Origin of the sequence: Lentibacillus juripiscarius (assembly GCF_042685205.1) — a bacterium.
GTDB lineage: Bacteria > Bacillota > Bacilli > Bacillales > Amphibacillaceae > Lentibacillus > Lentibacillus juripiscarius.
On the sequence record NZ_JBHUNA010000024.1, the window covers coordinates 118,319 to 135,691 of the forward strand.

The 17,373-nt window shown below is 45.0% G+C and carries 16 protein-coding genes; 11 read left to right on the plus strand and 5 right to left on the minus strand.

Translation table 11 applies throughout. From position 1 onward, the window contains the following. Positions 1-31: 31 nt before the first annotated feature. Positions 32-592 (minus strand): DUF3231 family protein, encoded by a 561-nt coding sequence (locus ACFSUO_RS11890; RefSeq protein ID WP_382394326.1) that lies wholly within the window; start codon positions 590-592, stop codon positions 32-34. Positions 593-750: 158 nt separating this feature from the next. On the opposite strand from ACFSUO_RS11890, the gene ACFSUO_RS11895 reads away from it, so the two are divergent. After that, positions 751-1,758 (plus strand): DUF3231 family protein, encoded by a 1,008-nt coding sequence (locus ACFSUO_RS11895; protein WP_382394328.1) that lies wholly within the window; start codon positions 751-753, stop codon positions 1,756-1,758. 139 nt (positions 1,759-1,897) lie between these two features. Here the strand turns inward: ACFSUO_RS11895 and ACFSUO_RS11900 are convergent, their stop codons facing one another. Continuing rightward, entirely contained in the window at positions 1,898-2,626 is a 729-nt protein-coding gene (locus tag ACFSUO_RS11900) for a M48 family metallopeptidase (RefSeq protein ID WP_382394330.1), read from the minus strand. A gap of 187 nt (positions 2,627-2,813) precedes the next feature. Between ACFSUO_RS11900 and ACFSUO_RS11905 the strand changes: the two genes are divergently transcribed. After that, the gene (locus ACFSUO_RS11905) at positions 2,814-3,248 is read left to right on the plus strand and encodes a universal stress protein (RefSeq protein WP_382394332.1); all 435 of its coding nucleotides are present in this window, start codon (positions 2,814-2,816) and stop codon (positions 3,246-3,248) included. A 115-nt stretch (positions 3,249-3,363) separates the two neighbouring features. On the opposite strand, the gene helD is transcribed toward ACFSUO_RS11905, so the two are convergent. Continuing rightward, the gene (gene helD, locus ACFSUO_RS11910) at positions 3,364-5,682 is read right to left on the minus strand and encodes an RNA polymerase recycling motor HelD (protein ID WP_382394334.1); all 2,319 of its coding nucleotides are present in this window, start codon (positions 5,680-5,682) and stop codon (positions 3,364-3,366) included. Positions 5,683-6,001: 319 nt separating this feature from the next. Here helD and ACFSUO_RS11915 point away from each other — a divergent pair, with 319 nt between their 5' ends. The 5 genes from ACFSUO_RS11915 (at position 6,002) to nagE (ending at position 11,134) form a co-directional block, all read left to right on the plus strand. After that, positions 6,002-6,388, plus strand: coding sequence for a hypothetical protein (locus ACFSUO_RS11915; RefSeq protein WP_382394336.1), 387 nt, complete (start codon positions 6,002-6,004; stop codon positions 6,386-6,388). Positions 6,389-6,625: 237 nt separating this feature from the next. Further along, entirely contained in the window at positions 6,626-7,609 is a 984-nt protein-coding gene (locus ACFSUO_RS11920) for a ring-cleaving dioxygenase (protein WP_382394338.1), read from the plus strand. A gap of 568 nt (positions 7,610-8,177) precedes the next feature. After that, a complete protein-coding gene (locus tag ACFSUO_RS11925; RefSeq protein ID WP_382394340.1) occupies positions 8,178-8,672 on the plus strand; it encodes a PTS sugar transporter subunit IIA in 495 nt (164 codons plus the stop codon). 23 nt (positions 8,673-8,695) lie between these two features. Then, a complete protein-coding gene (locus ACFSUO_RS11930; RefSeq protein ID WP_382394342.1) occupies positions 8,696-9,514 on the plus strand; it encodes a PRD domain-containing protein in 819 nt (272 codons plus the stop codon). A 138-nt stretch (positions 9,515-9,652) separates the two neighbouring features. Next, a complete protein-coding gene (gene nagE / locus ACFSUO_RS11935) occupies positions 9,653-11,134 on the plus strand; it encodes an N-acetylglucosamine-specific PTS transporter subunit IIBC (RefSeq protein WP_382394344.1) in 1,482 nt (493 codons plus the stop codon). An 86-nt stretch (positions 11,135-11,220) separates the two neighbouring features. Here nagE and ACFSUO_RS11940 read toward each other — a convergent pair whose 3' ends face one another. Beyond that, entirely contained in the window at positions 11,221-11,985 is a 765-nt protein-coding gene (locus ACFSUO_RS11940; protein WP_382394346.1) for an NRDE family protein, read from the minus strand. A gap of 170 nt (positions 11,986-12,155) precedes the next feature. After that, on the minus strand, positions 12,156-12,578 hold the full coding sequence (locus ACFSUO_RS11945) for a general stress protein (protein WP_382394348.1): 423 nt from the start codon (positions 12,576-12,578) through the stop codon (positions 12,156-12,158). Between the two features lie 137 nt (positions 12,579-12,715). On the opposite strand from ACFSUO_RS11945, the gene ACFSUO_RS11950 reads away from it, so the two are divergent. The 4 genes from ACFSUO_RS11950 (at position 12,716) to ACFSUO_RS11965 (ending at position 17,123) form a co-directional block, all read left to right on the plus strand. After that, positions 12,716-13,417 (plus strand): ABC transporter ATP-binding protein, encoded by a 702-nt coding sequence (locus ACFSUO_RS11950; protein WP_382394350.1) that lies wholly within the window; start codon positions 12,716-12,718, stop codon positions 13,415-13,417. Next, a complete protein-coding gene (locus tag ACFSUO_RS11955; protein ID WP_382394352.1) occupies positions 13,407-14,768 on the plus strand; it encodes a hypothetical protein in 1,362 nt (453 codons plus the stop codon). The genes ACFSUO_RS11950 and ACFSUO_RS11955 overlap by 11 nt, the downstream gene beginning before the upstream one ends. A 151-nt stretch (positions 14,769-14,919) precedes the next feature. Then, on the plus strand, positions 14,920-16,341 hold the full coding sequence (locus tag ACFSUO_RS11960; RefSeq protein WP_382394354.1) for an MDR family MFS transporter: 1,422 nt from the start codon (positions 14,920-14,922) through the stop codon (positions 16,339-16,341). Between the two features lie 179 nt (positions 16,342-16,520). After that, positions 16,521-17,123: a short chain dehydrogenase gene (locus ACFSUO_RS11965; protein WP_382394356.1), complete on the plus strand. Its 603-nt coding sequence runs from the start codon at positions 16,521-16,523 to the stop codon at positions 17,121-17,123. The last annotated feature ends 250 nt before the right edge of the window (positions 17,124-17,373 follow it).

The following is a 17,373-nucleotide window of genomic DNA, read 5'->3' on the forward strand; positions in this document are numbered from 1 at the left end:
AATGAACCTGTCCCCACGTCCCTTTATCAAGTCAGCTCTTCGTATTCGGTGCGCCAGGCGGCTGATAAAATGGTGGAACTTTCAGCCAGCCTTTCTTTTGCATAATCTCTTTTGCTTTAAAACCCAAGGATAGTTTTTCTGTCTGAAATTTGAGAAACATCAGGCCGAGATCGGTACGAAGGCTTTGACTTGCGGAAGCCGCACACATGTCTGCTGCCACGACAAAGTTGATCATGAGGGTGTTGGCAAGTTCATTATCCGTAAACTTCGCCCCGATTGGTATGGCATTGGGATCAGACTGGGGCTTATCTTCCGGTGCGTTAGGCAGGCTTACTCCTTCCTTTCGCATGAATTCTGACATTTGTTTTTTATGGGATCTGGCTGTGGCTAATGCGTCCTGGTATAACTCGATTACACCTGGGTCTGTAGTGGTGTTTAGTCCTACTTCTTCATAAGTAATAATATTATTTACAAAAGAAAGGTAAGTCCAGCACGCCATGGCTTCACCGACATGTAACGGGTTTTTCTGATTATCTGTTAAAGACTGTATGACATTTGAAGCAGTCTCAAACAGCTGCGAAATCTTTTGCATGTTATTTCCCTCCATAAAAGTCGTATTTACCCGGTAGTTTTTACTTGTATGCAGAAAATATGTAATAGGGGCAGCTTGCTGGGACGCTGAACCTGTCCTCACGTCCCTTACATATAATTCCTTCGATTGGGAAATATAACATTAAGGAGGTGGACGATGTGAATGAAGACCAGGCTATTACGTCAGCAGAAATCACACAGCTTTGGGCAGCCTATGTGAATGACAGTGCATTGATTTGTCAGCTGGAATATTTCTGGGCAACAGTTGAAGATGAAGATATTAAGTCTCTTATTAAACATGGTTTGAATTTGGCGCAATCTCATAAAACTAAACTAACGGAAATATTTAATCAAGAAAATTATCCGATTCCATACGGATTTCATTCGAATGAGGATGTAAACCTAAATGCTCCCAGATTGTATTCCGATGCCTTTGTCTTGTACTATCTTCAACAAGGTTCGAAAACTGCTTCACAGGCATACAATGTCAGCTTGTCATTAGCCGGCAGGGAAGATGTGTACAATTTCTTTTCGGAATGTCTTCAAGAACAAAGTGAACTTCTCAAGAAAGTTAATACAGTTTTGCAATCCAAAGCCCTCTATGTTGCATTTCCATCACTTCCTAATCCGGAGAGTTATGACTTTGTGACAAAACAAGGCTTTCTGACGGGATATTTTGGCGAAAGACGGCCTTTAACTGGTACAGAGATCAACAATTTATTTGCAAACTATTTTCGGAATGCTTTGGGGTCAGCCACATTAGTCGGATTCAGCCAGGTCGCGGAAAACGCAGATGTTAGAAAATTCATGGTCAGGGGAAAGGAAATTGCCCAAAAGCACTGTGAAATTTTTGGCTCAATCCTGCATGAAGATGATATACCCGCTCCCACAAAAATGGAAGATGCAGTGACCGATTCCACCACTTATACATTTTCCGATAAGTTAATGATGTATTATAGTACAGGCTTAATTGCATTGAGTGTCGGCTATTATGGAACAAGTATGTCCATGAGCCCGAGAAGAGATTTAGGTGTAGCGTATAAAAGGTTAATGAACGAAATCCTGAAATACGCTGAGGATGGAGCGGAACTCATGATTAAACATGGGTGGATGGAAGAACCGCCACGGGCATTAGACCGGGATGAATTGGCGAAGAAAAAGGGATGAGATTTGCGGAGAAAATAATAAGCCGTCATATGTATGGATTGACCGAAATCGTGCATATGACGGCTTGTTTTTTTGGTTTTGGGCAAGTAATTGTAAAAGCCGTCCATGCGAGACACGGAATGGTTACAATCAACTGTTCTTACCCGATACAGTGTAATTTCATGCCGTTAACCCGCAGCCATTCTTTTCGTTTTTCGTAATCTGGAAGGATGGATTTAACGGTCTTCCAGAACGCGGGGGAGTGGTCCTGGACTTTTAAGTGGGCCAGTTCGTGGACGATAACATACTCGAATACGTTGGCTGGTGCCATAATGAGCCGCCAGTTGATATAAATGTCCCCGTCCGGCGTGCATGTTCCCCACCGTTTATGCTGTGTCCGGATTTGGACGGAATTGGGATTGGCATCCATTAGCGACTGAAAATACCCGGATCGTTCTTTTAGCTTTTTGAGTGCCTGTTTTCGATACCATTGGATCAGCTGCTGTTCCAGTGTTTGCCGGATTTCTTCCTGGGACATCTCAGCGGGGACAGATGCTAGGTAACGCCCCTGAAAAAAACGCAGGGAGCATTTAGGGATGTTACCGCGATAGACTTTGAGCCGGTAATGGCGGCCTAGGTAGGGCAGTTTCTCGCCGCTGATAAATTCATACTGCCCGGTTTTTGTGTCAACTTGCTCGAGGCTGCTGATTTTGCGCTGAATCCATGGTGCCTTTTTATGTAAATGACGCCTTATTTCGGTTTCATCAATTGTTTCAGGGGCATAAACTTCTATACCATTCACGAGTGTTACAGAAATTTTCAGATCAGTGCGCGGCTGGCGATAAAGTATGTAGTCGATGGTTGTTGTGCCGTAGTTCAGACTTGGCATTCGGATCACGGCCCTTTACATGTTTTTGCTAAACCTATGATAGCATGCGGACAGAGAAAAGGTAAGTACTGACCTATTCTCTAAACCGTCATAAAAAATCTTGAAATGTGTGCCTATTTTCGTTCTTTTCGCTCATATAATGGCGGTAAGAGAAAGGATTTCCTAAAGTATGTGGGGGGAGTGTCAATTGAAACGAAAAATTCTTGTTGCATATGACGGTTCTGCATTGAGTCAGGAAGCACTGCAGGAGGCAAAATTGCAGGCGGCTGGTGTTCCTGAAACGGAAGTATATGTGCTCTCAGTTGTGACGCACGGAGGACCGAGCACGAATGTGATTATGGCACGGAGCGTTCAGTCAGAACTGGCGGATAGTGTTCGTCTGGAGATGCAGGAAGTTAAGAAAGAATTTGAAGTGGATAATGTAACAGTTTACACGGATGTTGTGACCAACCATTCACAGCGTAATGCAGGGGAGAAAGTTTGCGAGTATGCTTATGAACATGGTATCGATTTAATCATTATCGGCAGCCGTGGTCTTGGTGGTGTCAAGAAACTGCTGCTGGGCAGTATAAGCACCCGGGTAGTCCAGCGTGCCCACTGCCCTGTGTTAGTCATTAAATAAACAGCATATGAAAACAAATCCGGCTATATAAGGCCGGATTTTTGTACGGTTTTAGATTTAAAAAATGCAGTGTGCCCGCACTGCATTTTTTAGTTAAGGGATGCTTAATTATTCCTCAGCGTCGTTCTTCCTGGTATTTTTCCTGTGGTACTTCGCTGATGAACGGTGCAGGCTTCTCTGCCGTCAGCATGATAAGCTCGTGCATGGCCCTTGTACAGGCGGTGTAAAATAGGGTTCGGTCTGTTTCATTGCTATATCTTTCTTTAGACGCGTCAGGGACGATGACGGCATCCATTTCGATCCCTTTTGCCAGGTAAACCGGCAGTATCAGCAGCCCTTTTGGAAAATTGCTGGCGGACTCGTCGATTTGTGTGAAAGCGATTTTGTCTTTTAGCAGGCTGGCGACTTGACTGCTTTCTTGTTTCGTTTTACAAATGATACCGATCGTTTCACTGCCGTTTTTGCGAAGCTTATTCGCCTCGGCCACCAACGTTTTGGCCAAGTTGCTTCTGTCCTGCTGGATCAGCAGTGGTTTGTTTCCTTCCCTATTGAAAGGTTCTATCATCTCATTGCCTGGTGCAAAAGGGATGGTGAACTCAGCAATTTGCCTTGTCGAGCGGTAGCTTTTGGTTAATGTAATTTTTTCATACGAAGCTTCTTCCGGACTCGCGGCCACCAATGGATTCTCATCTGCCATATAACTGTATATTGCCTGGTTGATATCTCCCAGCAGGGTCATTCGGGCATTTGGGAAAATATGCTTAATACAGGCGAACTGGAATCCAGCATAATCCTGCGCTTCGTCAACGACAAGATAACGGACAGACCGGTCGTGAGGGGTGCCAAGCAAGCGGTGCTGAAAATAGAGGTAAGGTGCTGCATCCTCCCATGGCAAAAAATTCTCCGCTAGATTGGCGGTTGTATAGGTGCGGATCGCTTCCCAGTTTTCCGGTGGTTCGTCCGGCGTCCAGTCCGTGAACAGCCTTTGATAAGCAGCAGAGGTGTGGACGAATTGATACTCTTTTATTTTCTTTTTAATAGGTGCGAAAACCCGTTTGATAACTTCCTTTCTTAGGATGCTCTCCTCGTGGACGACTTCATTTGTTTCATGTTCCGCCTGTTTCTGTGCTTGGTAAAATGCGTCCTGATAGTCTTCTTTATCCAGCAGTTCTGTTTTTTCGAGTACCCAGTCTTTATCCAGTTCATTCTGCTGCTGATCCCGTATTTCCTGCAGCAGCCACCTGGCAACAAGCTCTAATTTATTCGGGATCGTAATCGTCTCGTCCAGCGAATAAAAGTAATCACTGATCTGTTCTTTGGAAATGAGTACTTCACCACGGAATGTAATGTTTCGAAACTGAATGTCTTGTGTGTTCAAATGATCGATAAAACCATCAAGGAGACGCATAAAAGACAGATCTGATTTGCAGTCGATGTTCTTCATCCGAATGGAATCGTTCTGTTGATTGGTTCTGGTCATAACATATTCCATTTGTTCAAACGGCGATTCAATGGTGAATGGATGCCTGATCTGGTTCTCCAGAAAATCCAGAAATGTTGTCTGCCGCACGTTCGTTTCTCCGAGTTCTGGAAGCACATTGGCGATATAGCTGGAAAATAAGGGGTTCGGTGATAACAGAACAATATTATCAGCGCTCAGGATGTCACGGTACGCATACATCAGATAGGCAATGCGCTGCAGGGCGGCGGATGTTTTGCCGCTGCCGGCTGCACCCTGGACAATCAGATATTGATTGCCTTTATTCCGTATAATCCGGTTCTGTTCTTTTTGGATGGTGGCGACAATGCTTTTCATTTTGGTGCTGGCGTTGTTGCCTAGCACTTCCTGAAGCAGACGGTCACCGATTGTTACCCCAGTATCAAACATTCCGTTAATAATACCTTGTTGAATGATGAACTGTCTTTTTAGGGTAATCTCCCCGCTAATGGTTTCTTCCATGGTTTCGTACTGTGCCTCACCAGGCGAATAATCGTAATAAAGGCTGGAAATCGGTGCGCGCCAGTCGTAGACCAGGAAGTCCTCGTCGCTGTTGTCCATCAAGGAGGCAATGCCGATATAGATTGGTTCCTGTGTTTGTTCTATGTCTTCATGGAAGTCGATGCGTCCGAAATAAGGGGACTCGCGCAGCCTCTTTAATGTTTTAAGTTCATCGTCCAGTTTGCCATGGGACTGCTCCTTTTGGGTGAGCAGTTCTGCTTGTTGCTTGATGCTGGCCTGTGTTTCGATGACATCATCCGGTTCATCGATGTTGACGGTCACATCTTCCCAGAAATCCTTTCGAAGTTCAATAACACTTTCTTTAATGCTTGAGGCCCTGGCAATTATTTTTTCAGCTTTTTGGTCGATATGGTGAATGACACGATCGACTCTCAGCTGTTCTTCTTCGCGTGTATGGTTGTTTGTTGACGTCAAAAAATCAACCCCCCATTCCTGTCCAATAAAATTCATCTTGTCACTATAGTATATGCATTTAGATTGTCTATGATTGTAACGGGGATGTCCCGGTTATTGCAATTATTATATATTGTTGGGAGTGAGCGGCCTTTTATACGGCGTATGGACTGGGACGTTCACATGCATGTTAGCCATGTTGCGGAACTTTGCTTTTGGATGACATGGCTGCCACAAATTTTCCCCCATATTCTCATCGTTTTCTAATCTTTCTCCAATCTGTTCCTTATTTAGGCCGGTTATGCTAGCAGTAGATTCAATGAAGAGAGGAGACATAATCATGCGAACATTTGTCATGAGTTCCGTAGCAGGGGCTATCCTTATCGCTTCCGCAGGCTGTGCTGACTCAGCAGCTGTGGAAACGAATAAAACAGCAGATATACAGGCGGAAAAAGTCGCAGCAGAACAGACGGAGGAACAGGATGGGAAAGCAGAAATGAGGGAGGCAGCGATTGGAGCGTATCCGGAAGGCGATATATTGGATGAACAGGTTACGATGGACCACTATCAGTTGCAGGTAGTGGAAGATAACCCCGGTGTCCGTGTGATGTTTCTAAGTGACGAAAATGGACAGCGCCAATTTAAAAGTGTTTTTCAAAAAGACAGTCATATACTTAAAGTAATCGACCTTGATCAGGGGTTGATTTTTAAAGGAACGATTGGATGATAGAAGGAATTTGAGCAAGCGCTGCCTTATGTGCGGCGCTTTTTTGACGTATAGGACGTACTAGTGCAGGCGTTGTCACAGGACGTGACGACCTTAGCCTGCGGACGTTGGGGTTAATGCTTGAAACGTGGGCCAATACTCTGTAGCGATAAATTGACACGATCGGCTAAATGATTTATTCTTAATTCAGACTAAATGAATTCAGAAGAAAAACCATCATGGGATGGAGGAATCGTTATGAACGGAATTAAAGGTATGCATCACGTTACGGCAATTACGAGCAGTGCGGAGAAGAATTATGAGTTTTTCACATATGTGCTGGGCATGCGGCTTGTTAAAAAAACAGTCAATCAGGATGATATTCGGACGTATCATTTATTTTTTGCCGACGATAAAGGAAATCCGGGAACAGATATGACTTTTTTTGATTTTCCAGGCATTCCACAGGGCACGCACGGAACGAATGAAATTTTCAAGACAGCTTTCCGGGTACCAAGTGATGAGGCGCTGACATATTGGGAGAAGCGGTTTGACCGGATGGACGTGCAGCATGAAGGGATTAAAGATGAGTTCGGTGTTCGGACATTGTCGTTTACCGATTTTGATGATCAGCAATATCAGCTGGTTTCCGATGAAAATCTGGACGGCGTGCAGGCGGGGACACCGTGGCAGGACGGCCCGATTCCACTTGAGTACGCCATAACCGGTCTCGGTCCAATCCATGTGCGCATCGCCAATTTTGACTATTTTAAAGAAATGATGGAAAAGGTCCTGCAATTTCAAGAGATTGATCAGGAAGGGGATCGCCACCTGTTTGAAGTTGGAGAAGGTGGAAATGGCGCTAGGGTTGTTGTTGAATATAATAATGATCTGCCAAAAGCAAGCCAGGGTTTTGGAACCGTTCACCATTCGGCCTTTCGTGTGGAAGACCGGACTGTACTGGAAGAATGGATTGAGCGCATGGACAGCTTCGGATTCAGAACATCCGGCTACGTTAATCGATTCTATTTTGAGTCCCTGTATGCCAATGTTGCTCCACAGATTCTGTTTGAATTCGCAACAGACGGCCCCGGCTTCATGGGGGATGAAGATTATGAAACACTAGGTGAAAAACTGGCCCTGCCGCCGATGTTGGAGTCCAAGCGCGAACAAATTGAGCAAATGGTCCGACCGATTGATACGGTGAGAAGCACGAAAACATTTGAGAAAGAGTATGAATAAGGATGATACAACAGGCTGAACTGATCGGGTTCAGCCTGTTGCCGTTCATAGAGTTTTAACCAGAAAATGTAAAGTCGCGCGAGCCGGACCAAAAGTCGCGCGAAAATCGAGAAACCCCGCGCGGACTAATGTAATCTTATAATCCCATCACAATAGTGGCTTCTTCGATCGTTTCGACTTGATAAGGAATGAGATGCATGTTTGCCACTGGTTACCCCTCCCCAGAATTAGTTACCTTCCATTATACGACTTTTTACTAAATTCGAAATAGTTATATAAAAAAGGGGCCTTATGACCTTGGGAAAAGGGAAAAAAGAACCAGTTGGATGTCTGATAGTCCCGTCACAATGAATGAAAATGATTGCTTTTTGTTTGATGGAATGGTATATTAGGATTAGATAAATGAATAGCGCATCACATGTTACTGATAAGATTAGGCATGGTGGTATAGAAGGGGATAAGGGATAAGAGACCTTCGTGTACTGCCATGCCTTTTTATAATGCGATGCGATGCTTTGTGCATACTAATACCCGTGAATGAAATATCATCTAAAAAGGAGTTTTTAGCATGTTTAAAAATCTGTTCAAGAAAGAAAGTCCAGAGACACAGTTATTCGCACCTGTGAACGGAGAGATTATTCCGCTGGAAGAAGTGCCGGATCCCGTGTTCAGCCAAAAAATGATGGGAGATGGTATTGCCATTAAGCCATCCGAGGGGAAAGTCTGTGCACCGGCTGATGGCGAAATCGTCCAAGTCCCGGATACGAAACATGCGGTAGGGCTACGGGCAAAAGATGGCTCCGAGATTCTCGTTCATATCGGGCTGGAGACGGTAAGCTTGAATGGGGAAGGCTTCACTGCAGAAGTGAAGACTGGGGATAAAGTTTCAGCCGGTGATGTGCTAATGACATTTGACTTGGACTACATCCGTAACAACGCCGAAAATGATATTACGCCGGTCGTTGTGACAAACGGACAGGAAACCGGGAAACAGTACACGATGACAGAAGAGAAAAAAGCGACAATTGGTGAAACGGTGATTATCACTGCTTCAGCAAAATAACTCCCGGAGAAGGGGGCAGGCTGATGAAAATCAAAAAGATACTTAACAACAATGCCGTGGTTGTTACAGATGAAGGGGAAGAAAAGATTGCCATCGGTTCTGGACTAGGTTTTGGCAAACGAAAAAATGACGTGATTAAACCGGCTAAGGTAGAGAAGTTATTTGTACTAAATGAAAATGAAAAATTGCATCAGCTGCTGCTCCGGATACCGGAAGAGCACTTTACAATAGCCGAAGACATTATGAAATATGCGGAGACCCACTTGGACACACCGCTAAACGATCATATTCGTGTTCAGCTGGCCGATCATATTTCCTTTGCGATTGAACGGGAGCAGAATGGCATCCAGCTTAAAAACGCCCTGCTGCACGAAATCAAAGTGTTATATAGACAGGAGTTTGATATTGGTTTGTGGGCGATCCGGCATATTAATGAAGAGTATGGCATTGGGATGCCAGCTGATGAAGCAGCCTTTATTGCCCTGTATCTCCATACGATGAAAATGAAAGGTGGTGATATCCACGAGACGGTAAGGCAAACATCGATGGTACGCGATATGGTCCAGGTGATCAAAACTGAATTAAACATTTCCATTGATGAAGCCGACATTGCCTATGAACGTCTCGTGACGCATTTGCAGTTTGCTTTAACAAGGGCGAAACATTATGACAGCCATGTGATGGATAAAGAGATGTTTGAAATGATCCGGCATAAATACAATGTTTCTTATCAATGTGCACAGAAGGCAGCACATAAATTATATTCATTACATGGGGTTGAGCTGCCAGAGGAAGAATTGGGCTACATTACGCTGCATATTGAACGGCTGCGGTCGCATTAGTTTCACACGATAGATTTTTAAATTAGGAATTATATTTTGTAATCGGATTCAGTGGTGAAAAGGCTGCCGTCATCCGGAAATGTGTGCAGTTTGATGGGATTGTAATTTTAAACAAAATAATGTTAGGAGGTAATTGTTATGATGAAATATTTGCAGAATCTCGGCCGCTCGCTGATGCTGCCGGTTGCAGTATTGCCGGCTGCGGCGATTCTGATGGGAATAGGAAATTGGATTCTTAATGTTAATGAGGGCAGTGTCATAGCCAACTATCTGACAAGCGGCGGTGACGCGATTCTCAGTAATCTCGGCATCCTCTTTGCGGTCGGTGTCGCTATTGGAATGTCCAAGGAGCAGGACGGTGCTGCTGGTTTAAGTGGTCTTGTCGCATTTTTGGTTGTAACCACTGTTCTAAGTGTCAGTGGTGTGGCAGGTCTCCAGGGCGTTGAGGAAAGTCAAGTAAATGCTGCCTTTGAAAATACTGATAACGTCTTTATCGGTATTCTTTCCGGTATTGTTGCGTCAATTATGTACAACCGGTTCAGTCACGTAAAATTACCTGATGCATTTGCTTTCTTCAGTGGAAAACGTCTGGTGCCGATCATGAGTGCAGCTTCCATGATGGTTGTTTCTGCTGTATTATTCTTTGTTTGGCCCGTTGTATATAATGCTTTGGTTTCATTCGGTGAAGCGATTGTTAGTTTGGATGCCATTGGTGCTGGTTTATACGGCTTCTTTAACCGTTTACTTATTCCAACCGGTCTGCACCATGCGCTGAACAATGTTTTCTGGTTTGATGTGGCCGGAATTAGTGATATTGCCAATTTCTGGGCTAGTGAAGGTGAGAAAGGTATTACCGGTCGCTATTTAGCTGGGTTCTTCCCGGTTATGATGTTTGGCCTTCCTGCAGCAGCATTGGCGATGTATCACACGGCTAAAACGAACCGGAAAAAACAAGCTGCATCCTTGATGATGGCTGCCGGCTTCGCATCATTTTTTACCGGTGTGACAGAGCCGCTTGAGTTCTCTTTCATGTTCCTGGCTCCAGCATTGTATGTCGTACACGCTGCATTGACAGGACTTTCCCTGGCCATAGCAGCAATGTTTCAATGGACGGCCGGATTCAGCTTTAGCGCCGGCTTGGTGGACTACACCCTGAGTCTCAGTGTTCCGATCGCCAATCAGCCGCTCATGCTCATCGTGCAAGGCTTAGTGTTTGCTGTTATCTACTACTTCCTATTCCGCTTCCTGATTGTTAAATTCAATCTGAAAACACCAGGACGGGAAAGTGACGATGACGTACAAACGGAAGAAACAACAGAAAACGGAAACCAAGCTGAGGCAACCGGTGCTGAGGATTCCGGAGACAAAGACGAAACTGCCGTTATGGCGGAAACGATTTATGAAGGCCTGGGCGGTGATGAAAATGTCCTGACAGTTGATAATTGTGTATCCCGTCTGCGCCTTGAAGTACAAGATATGGACAAAGTCGATCAGAATAAAATTAAATCAGCAGGTGTACCTGGCATCAACGTTGTCGGCAAACACAACATTCAGGTTGTCGTCGGTACACAAGTACAATTCGTAGCAGATGAAATCCGGAAAATGCGGAAGGAAAAGTAATTAAACGAAAGCGAACAGCGCTGGGGTGCTGTTCGCTTTCATTTGTGGTAAATCGCTGATACAAGACGTGGAACCGCTAATTAATTTCAGCTCAATTGAAATGAAAAGCGATTTTCGGTTTCAAAGACCCCTTTTTGGTAGGTACGCTCCACGAATGTAACATTATGTTGCTTATCGACCAGTAAAATAGTCGAGCAACGGGTACCATATTCGGGTGTTTTGATGAACAGTGGTGATAATCTTCGCTCCAATTCCAGGCCAACACCAGTGTCAGGGAGCCAATCATCGCCGGCTTCCTCAGCGTCGGACAGGATCGTGAATAGGGCATCAATTGATAAGGTTCGATTGTTCGTTATATAGTTTTTCAATTCCTTTTTTCCTTTGACCGTTTTGGGCCACGGTGTATCAAGGAATGCATTGCTCAATGCGTGCGTGCCGGCTGTCACTGGATAAAGGTCGTCATGAATATTATTGCAGTAATATAATTGATCGGGATGGCCGGCAATTAGATTAAAGCCGCCGTACGACCTGTTTTCCTGCTGCAGGCTGGTTAGAAAATCGGCTGCTGGTGTGCTGCTTTCGAGAAAATTCCGCACAATATGTCCGCGGGATTTTTTATTATGCTGTTCTTCGTTTGGATCACGATAGTTCGTCAACGCCGCTATACGACCGCTTTTTGTGATGCCAAGCCAAGTGCCCATTCCTTCCAGGTCCTGTCCGGCCAGTATGTGTGGCTGATCCTCCCAAAAGCCGGCCGGAGCAGTTGGACGCCTGTAAAACTCGTCCCGATTGGCGGCCATAATCAGTTTATAATTCGAATGATCCCCTAAATGAAAATTAATAAGACACATTTTCGAACATTCCTTTTTTCTCCATTATATTGCTCCAAGCGGCTCGGTTCCAGCTAAATGTTTGGCATGTGAATCTGGTGAGTTTCCGGCAGGGGAGCACACCATTCTGCACTCGAGGCCCTAATGTAAAAAGTAATCGGCTTGATGCCGATTACTCCATTTCCCAACTATTATTGATAAATATGGTCCACGTTTTCCTTCATTTTTGTCGTATCTTCAGTTGGATCGTTCCCCATTTTTAATTCAGGTTCTGCAGTGAGGACGATTTTCCCCGACTTGATTCGTTCGCTGTAATCTTTGGCCTGTCCTTCCGAAAACCCTCTGTCCAGCAGTTGGTTATATATGTCGGCAGTTTCGTTAATTCCAGTAAAGATTACTTTTTTAATCTTGTCGATGATGGATGGGTCATCCTGATTTGTTTCATGTTCGAGACTGACCACTCTCACATCAGTTTTGTCATGAAGCTTCTCAGCGTACGTTCCATCTGCGAAAATTGTAATGTTTGAGTTGCTGTAACCTTCTAGTTCCAGTATGTCGACTGTTTTGACTGCTTCTTCCACCGAATCAAAAGGTCCGAAAATTTCTTCCGCCATTACCAGCACCTCCTCTGGGTATTGTTTTGTTAAAACTTCTTCCCTGGCATTGCATCTATTAAACGTTAGCGTGCAGGAGTTTAGAAGAGGTTGTCGAATGATATATATAGGAAGAGGTTAAAGATGGGATGATGTCGATGTGTGTGTTAAAGCTTCAGAATGTCAGTACAAATATCGGCGGGACAACCTTGCTTGATGATATATCGTTTACGATGGATGCATCCTCGGTTACCGCACTGGTCGGCCATAATGGCGCCGGAAAATCCACACTAATCAAAACGATTATGGGGGTGTTGGAAAAATCAGAAGGAACCATTACTGTCAACGGAACGTACAGACAGGATGAGTCATTTCTGACTTATAAACAGCAGCTGTCCTATTTGCCGGAGGAACCGCTTTTAATGACGGAATTGACGGCGATGCAGCATTTTCAGCTGTACGGAATGAGCTATGCGCTGGATGAGCAAGTGCTTCAGGAACGAATCAGGCGGTATGCCGCAGGGTTTGAGCTGGAGGATAAGCTGGATGACTATCCGGAGCAGTTATCGAAAGGAATGCGGCAAAAAGTCCAAACGATTTGTGCACTGCTTCCGGACACACCACTGTTGCTGATTGATGAGCCGTTTATGGGACTGGATATCTACGCAATGGAATATTTGGAAGAACTGATCAGGGAAAAAGTGTCGGAAGGGACCGGCATTCTTTTGACAACTCATCAGCTTGAGCGAGTGAGGGGTATTGCTGGACATTATATTATGCTCCAGCACGGGAAAATAGAAAAGCAAGGTTCCGCTGCAGATTTTCTTACGATTAAAAGGAGAACAGACGATGACGAATGAGTTAAGAGTGTTCACTTTTCTCCGCAAAAATCGTTTCCGTAAGAAAAGAATGATGTATAAGCAGGCATTCCATGTAATGTTTGATAAAACGACGGCCATTTATTCCGGTGTGCTTGGCATTTATATGTTTGCAGCCTTTTTTATTTTTGGCGATTTTCTGGAAGCTTATCAGCCTTATTTTATGACGATGGAAAAGTACGCGGAGGCGGGTTTTGGGCTGTTTTTGACGGTGCTCCCCATCCGGTACATTATTCAATCATTCCGTGACCCCGGGGTGCTGTTTTCCAGTTCGGATTATCAGCTCATGTTGCTGCCATATAGTAAGGAGAAACTATGGATTATTATTTTTGCCTGGAAGTGGGTCAAAAGTATTGTTATCTATGCTGCGGCAGCGCTCCTGATTGGAGTCATGACGCCAATCTCCGCTTCAGTAATCATAGCCTACGTTGTGTTGATTGCTGCGTATGATTTGCTGATGGCTGTGCCGCAATGGAAGCTGTTTTCCCAATCATGGCAGATCAAGCTTGGCTTTCTGTTTGCCGCAATTGCTGTTAATGCCGCTGCGGGACTGTTTACACAACCGTATATTGCCGCTGGGCTTGTGTTTGCCATTTTTCTGATTGCCGTACTTGTGATCCAAAACATGTTTCGCGGTATCCAGTGGCAAAAGGTAACGGATGCGAGTGATTTTCAAATTTGGCGGATGCCGCTGATTGGCTATGCAGCTAAGACAAAGTTTAAGCGACGGAGGAATCATAGCATGTTTCCTGGACATTCCCGGCGCAAAAAACCTTTTGTTTCTAATCAGGCCATTTTTCACCGGATGTGGCGGGTCTATTTCGGAAAAAATATGGAATCTGCTGTTCAGACAATTGGTGTACTAGTTCTGATGCTTACCTTGCTCATGGTTCTGCATGACCATCTATTTCCTATCGGTGTCGCTGTTGCCATTTATACCTACACATCCATTGCCGCAAGTTTTTATACGGATCGAATGAGGTCTGATATTTTGCATGTTTTGCCATGGAATTTGGAAGGATATAGACAGTCCTATTTTATTTGGGTTGCAGCAGGTGGCATCTTTCTGTTTGTGCCGATACTGATTTTTCATTATGTGCATTTTACTTTATGGTCTCCGCTGAATTTGGTATTCTACTGCGTTGTGTTCTCATATATTTATAACATCAAAATCGAAAAATCAATGGCAATACTGGCGAAACAGCCTGCCAGATTTGAAATTGCAGAAAGCATGGCTGTTTGCTTTTTGATTCTGACAGCGTTTAGCGGAACATACCCGGTATTAACGGGCGGCGCAGTACTTGCTGCTTTTTTACAATTTAAGAAAACATAAAAATTTCGGGACGAATGCCGGGATTTCCAATGGGGGAAAAATACTATTCCCTTTAACAGGTTTTTCTACTATAATGACTGATTATGTGTCTGAAGTCCCCTTCTACTCAGGGAGGTCACTTTATTGAATTTTACAGAAAGAAGGATCATTTATGACAGAGCATGACCAGAAACAGGAGTCAAATCAGAAGACGAAACGAACAACCATTATGTTAGTTCTTATTTCGGGAGCGTTCGCGGCGATACTGAACCAGACATTGCTGGCAACTGCGCTTCCGCATATTATGGCAGACCTGCACCTTGAAGAGAGCACTGCCCAATGGCTTACGTCCATTTTCATGCTGGTAAACGGCATTATGATTCCAGTAACAGCTTTACTGATTGGCCGGTTTACGACAAGAACATTGTTTATTACAGCCATGGGTTTATTTGGATTAGGTACACTTATTTGTGCCGTTGCACCGACTTTCGGGCTCCTGATGGTAGGACGGATTGTCCAGGCAGCAGGTGCTGGTATTATTATGCCGCTGATGCAGACCATTCTCATGCTTATTTATCCGGTTGAAAATCGCGGTTCGGCCATGGGAATGTTCGGGCTGGTTATTGCTTTCGCGCCAGCAATCGGGCCAACTTTATCCGGTTACCTGGTTGAGCAGTTCCCGTGGCGGAGCCTGTTCTACGTTGTTTTCCCGATTGTCGTTATTGATATTGCTATTGCTTACTTTTTATTAAGAAACGTTACGGAACGAACGAACCCAAGAGTCGATGTTCTATCCATTATTCTGTCATCACTCGGTTTCGGCGGTCTATTGTACGGATTCAGTGTGGCCGGTTCGAGTCCAAATGGCTGGGGAAGCACCCAGGTCATTGTCTCGATGATTGTAGGGGCGATTTCACTGACTTGGTTTATTCTAAGACAGCTGAAGCTGAAAGAACCAATTCTTGAATTCAGGATCTTCAAGTATAAAATGTTCACGCTGACGACAGCGCTTGGCATGGTTGTGTTCATGGCCATGATTGGGGCGGCAACCGTATTGCCGATTCTGATGCAGAACATGCTTGGGTTCTCCGCACTTGAATCGGGGCTGGCTCTTTTGCCAGGGGCTGCTCTGATGGGACTGATGAACCCGATTACCGGAAGATTGTTTGACAAATTCGGAGCCAGATGGCTGGCGGTAATCGGACTGATCATCGTGAGCGTCACGACGTTCATGTTTTCGGACATGACAACAGAAACGACGTTCGCATACATCGCTGCCGTCAATGCTGTTCGGATGTTCGGTGTGGCGATGGTCATGATGCCGGTTACGACGGCTGGTCTGAACGTACTGCCCGATAAATTGATGCCGCATGGAACGGCCATGAACAATACGATGCGGCAAGTATCCGGTGCCGTTGGGACTGCGATGATGGTTACGGTGATGTCCAACAGTGCGATTCCGGACCAGGGTCTGGAAGGAGCGGTTCACGGTGTTAATATTTCCTTCTTTGTTGTTGGTTTTATCGCTGTGGTAGGGCTTGTGATGGCCTTTTTCATTAAAAATCCACAGCGTGATGCTAGGCGCTACGGCTAGAGATGATCTGGCCGTAGCTAATTTTTGGCATTGCTTGAGACATATGGGACGAGTGATTTGGATATATTTCTAGGGAAGTGCCTGTGTCGGGAGCGCGTGAAGAAGGGAAAGAGTTTTGCTCTTGGCCGGGTACGCTGGAAAAAGGCGTTTGCCAAACATGGAAAGGGGCTGTACGTACGATGCGTATACTTATAGTTGGAGCGAGCGGTACAATTGGAACGAAGATTACGGAAGCATTGGGGCGTAAGCATGAGATTATCCGGGCTGGAAGGAATGGGGCGGATGTTTCTGTCGATATTACATCTCCGGACAGTATTGCTGCTATGTACGAAGCAATAGGTTGTGTGGATGCGGTGATCAATGCATCAGGCGGTGCGAATTTTAAGGCTATACCGGAATTGACCCCGGAACTGAATGAAAAGGGAATCCAAAGCAAGCTAAAGGGGCAAGTGAATTTAGTGCTGCTCGGCCAGGAATATGTCAATGACGGTGGCAGTTTCACGCTGACCACCGGTGTCATGATGGATGACCCAATCCCAATGGGGGCGTCCGCAGCGATGGCAAACGGCGGGGTGAAAGCTTTCGTGAAAGCAGCAGCGATTGAAATGCCAAGAGGAATCCGGATCAATTGTGTAAGCCCGAATATAGCAGAGGAGTCATGGGAAAGACTTGGTGAGAAGTTTGCCGGCTTTACTCCTGTTCCAGCTCAAAAGGTGGCAAGAGCGTATGTGAAAAGTGCAGAAGGTGCACAGACTGGCCAGAATTACGAAGTCTATCACTAATTGTCGCGTGACGATTTGGCAAAAATTGTAGTATCATTGGTCTATACATCATGTACATAGAATGGAGGATACTAATTGAACAAAAAACGTTGGTTTGCACTGGGAATAGCGGCCATTTTATTCGTAGTTTCCATTGGCTTTCGGTTCATGTCGAGCATATTCACTGCTGATGTGGAATCCATTATGGATATGCCGCAACAAAAATACCAGGAAGAAGTCGTGGAAGAGGGAACCGGGAATAAAATAGCGG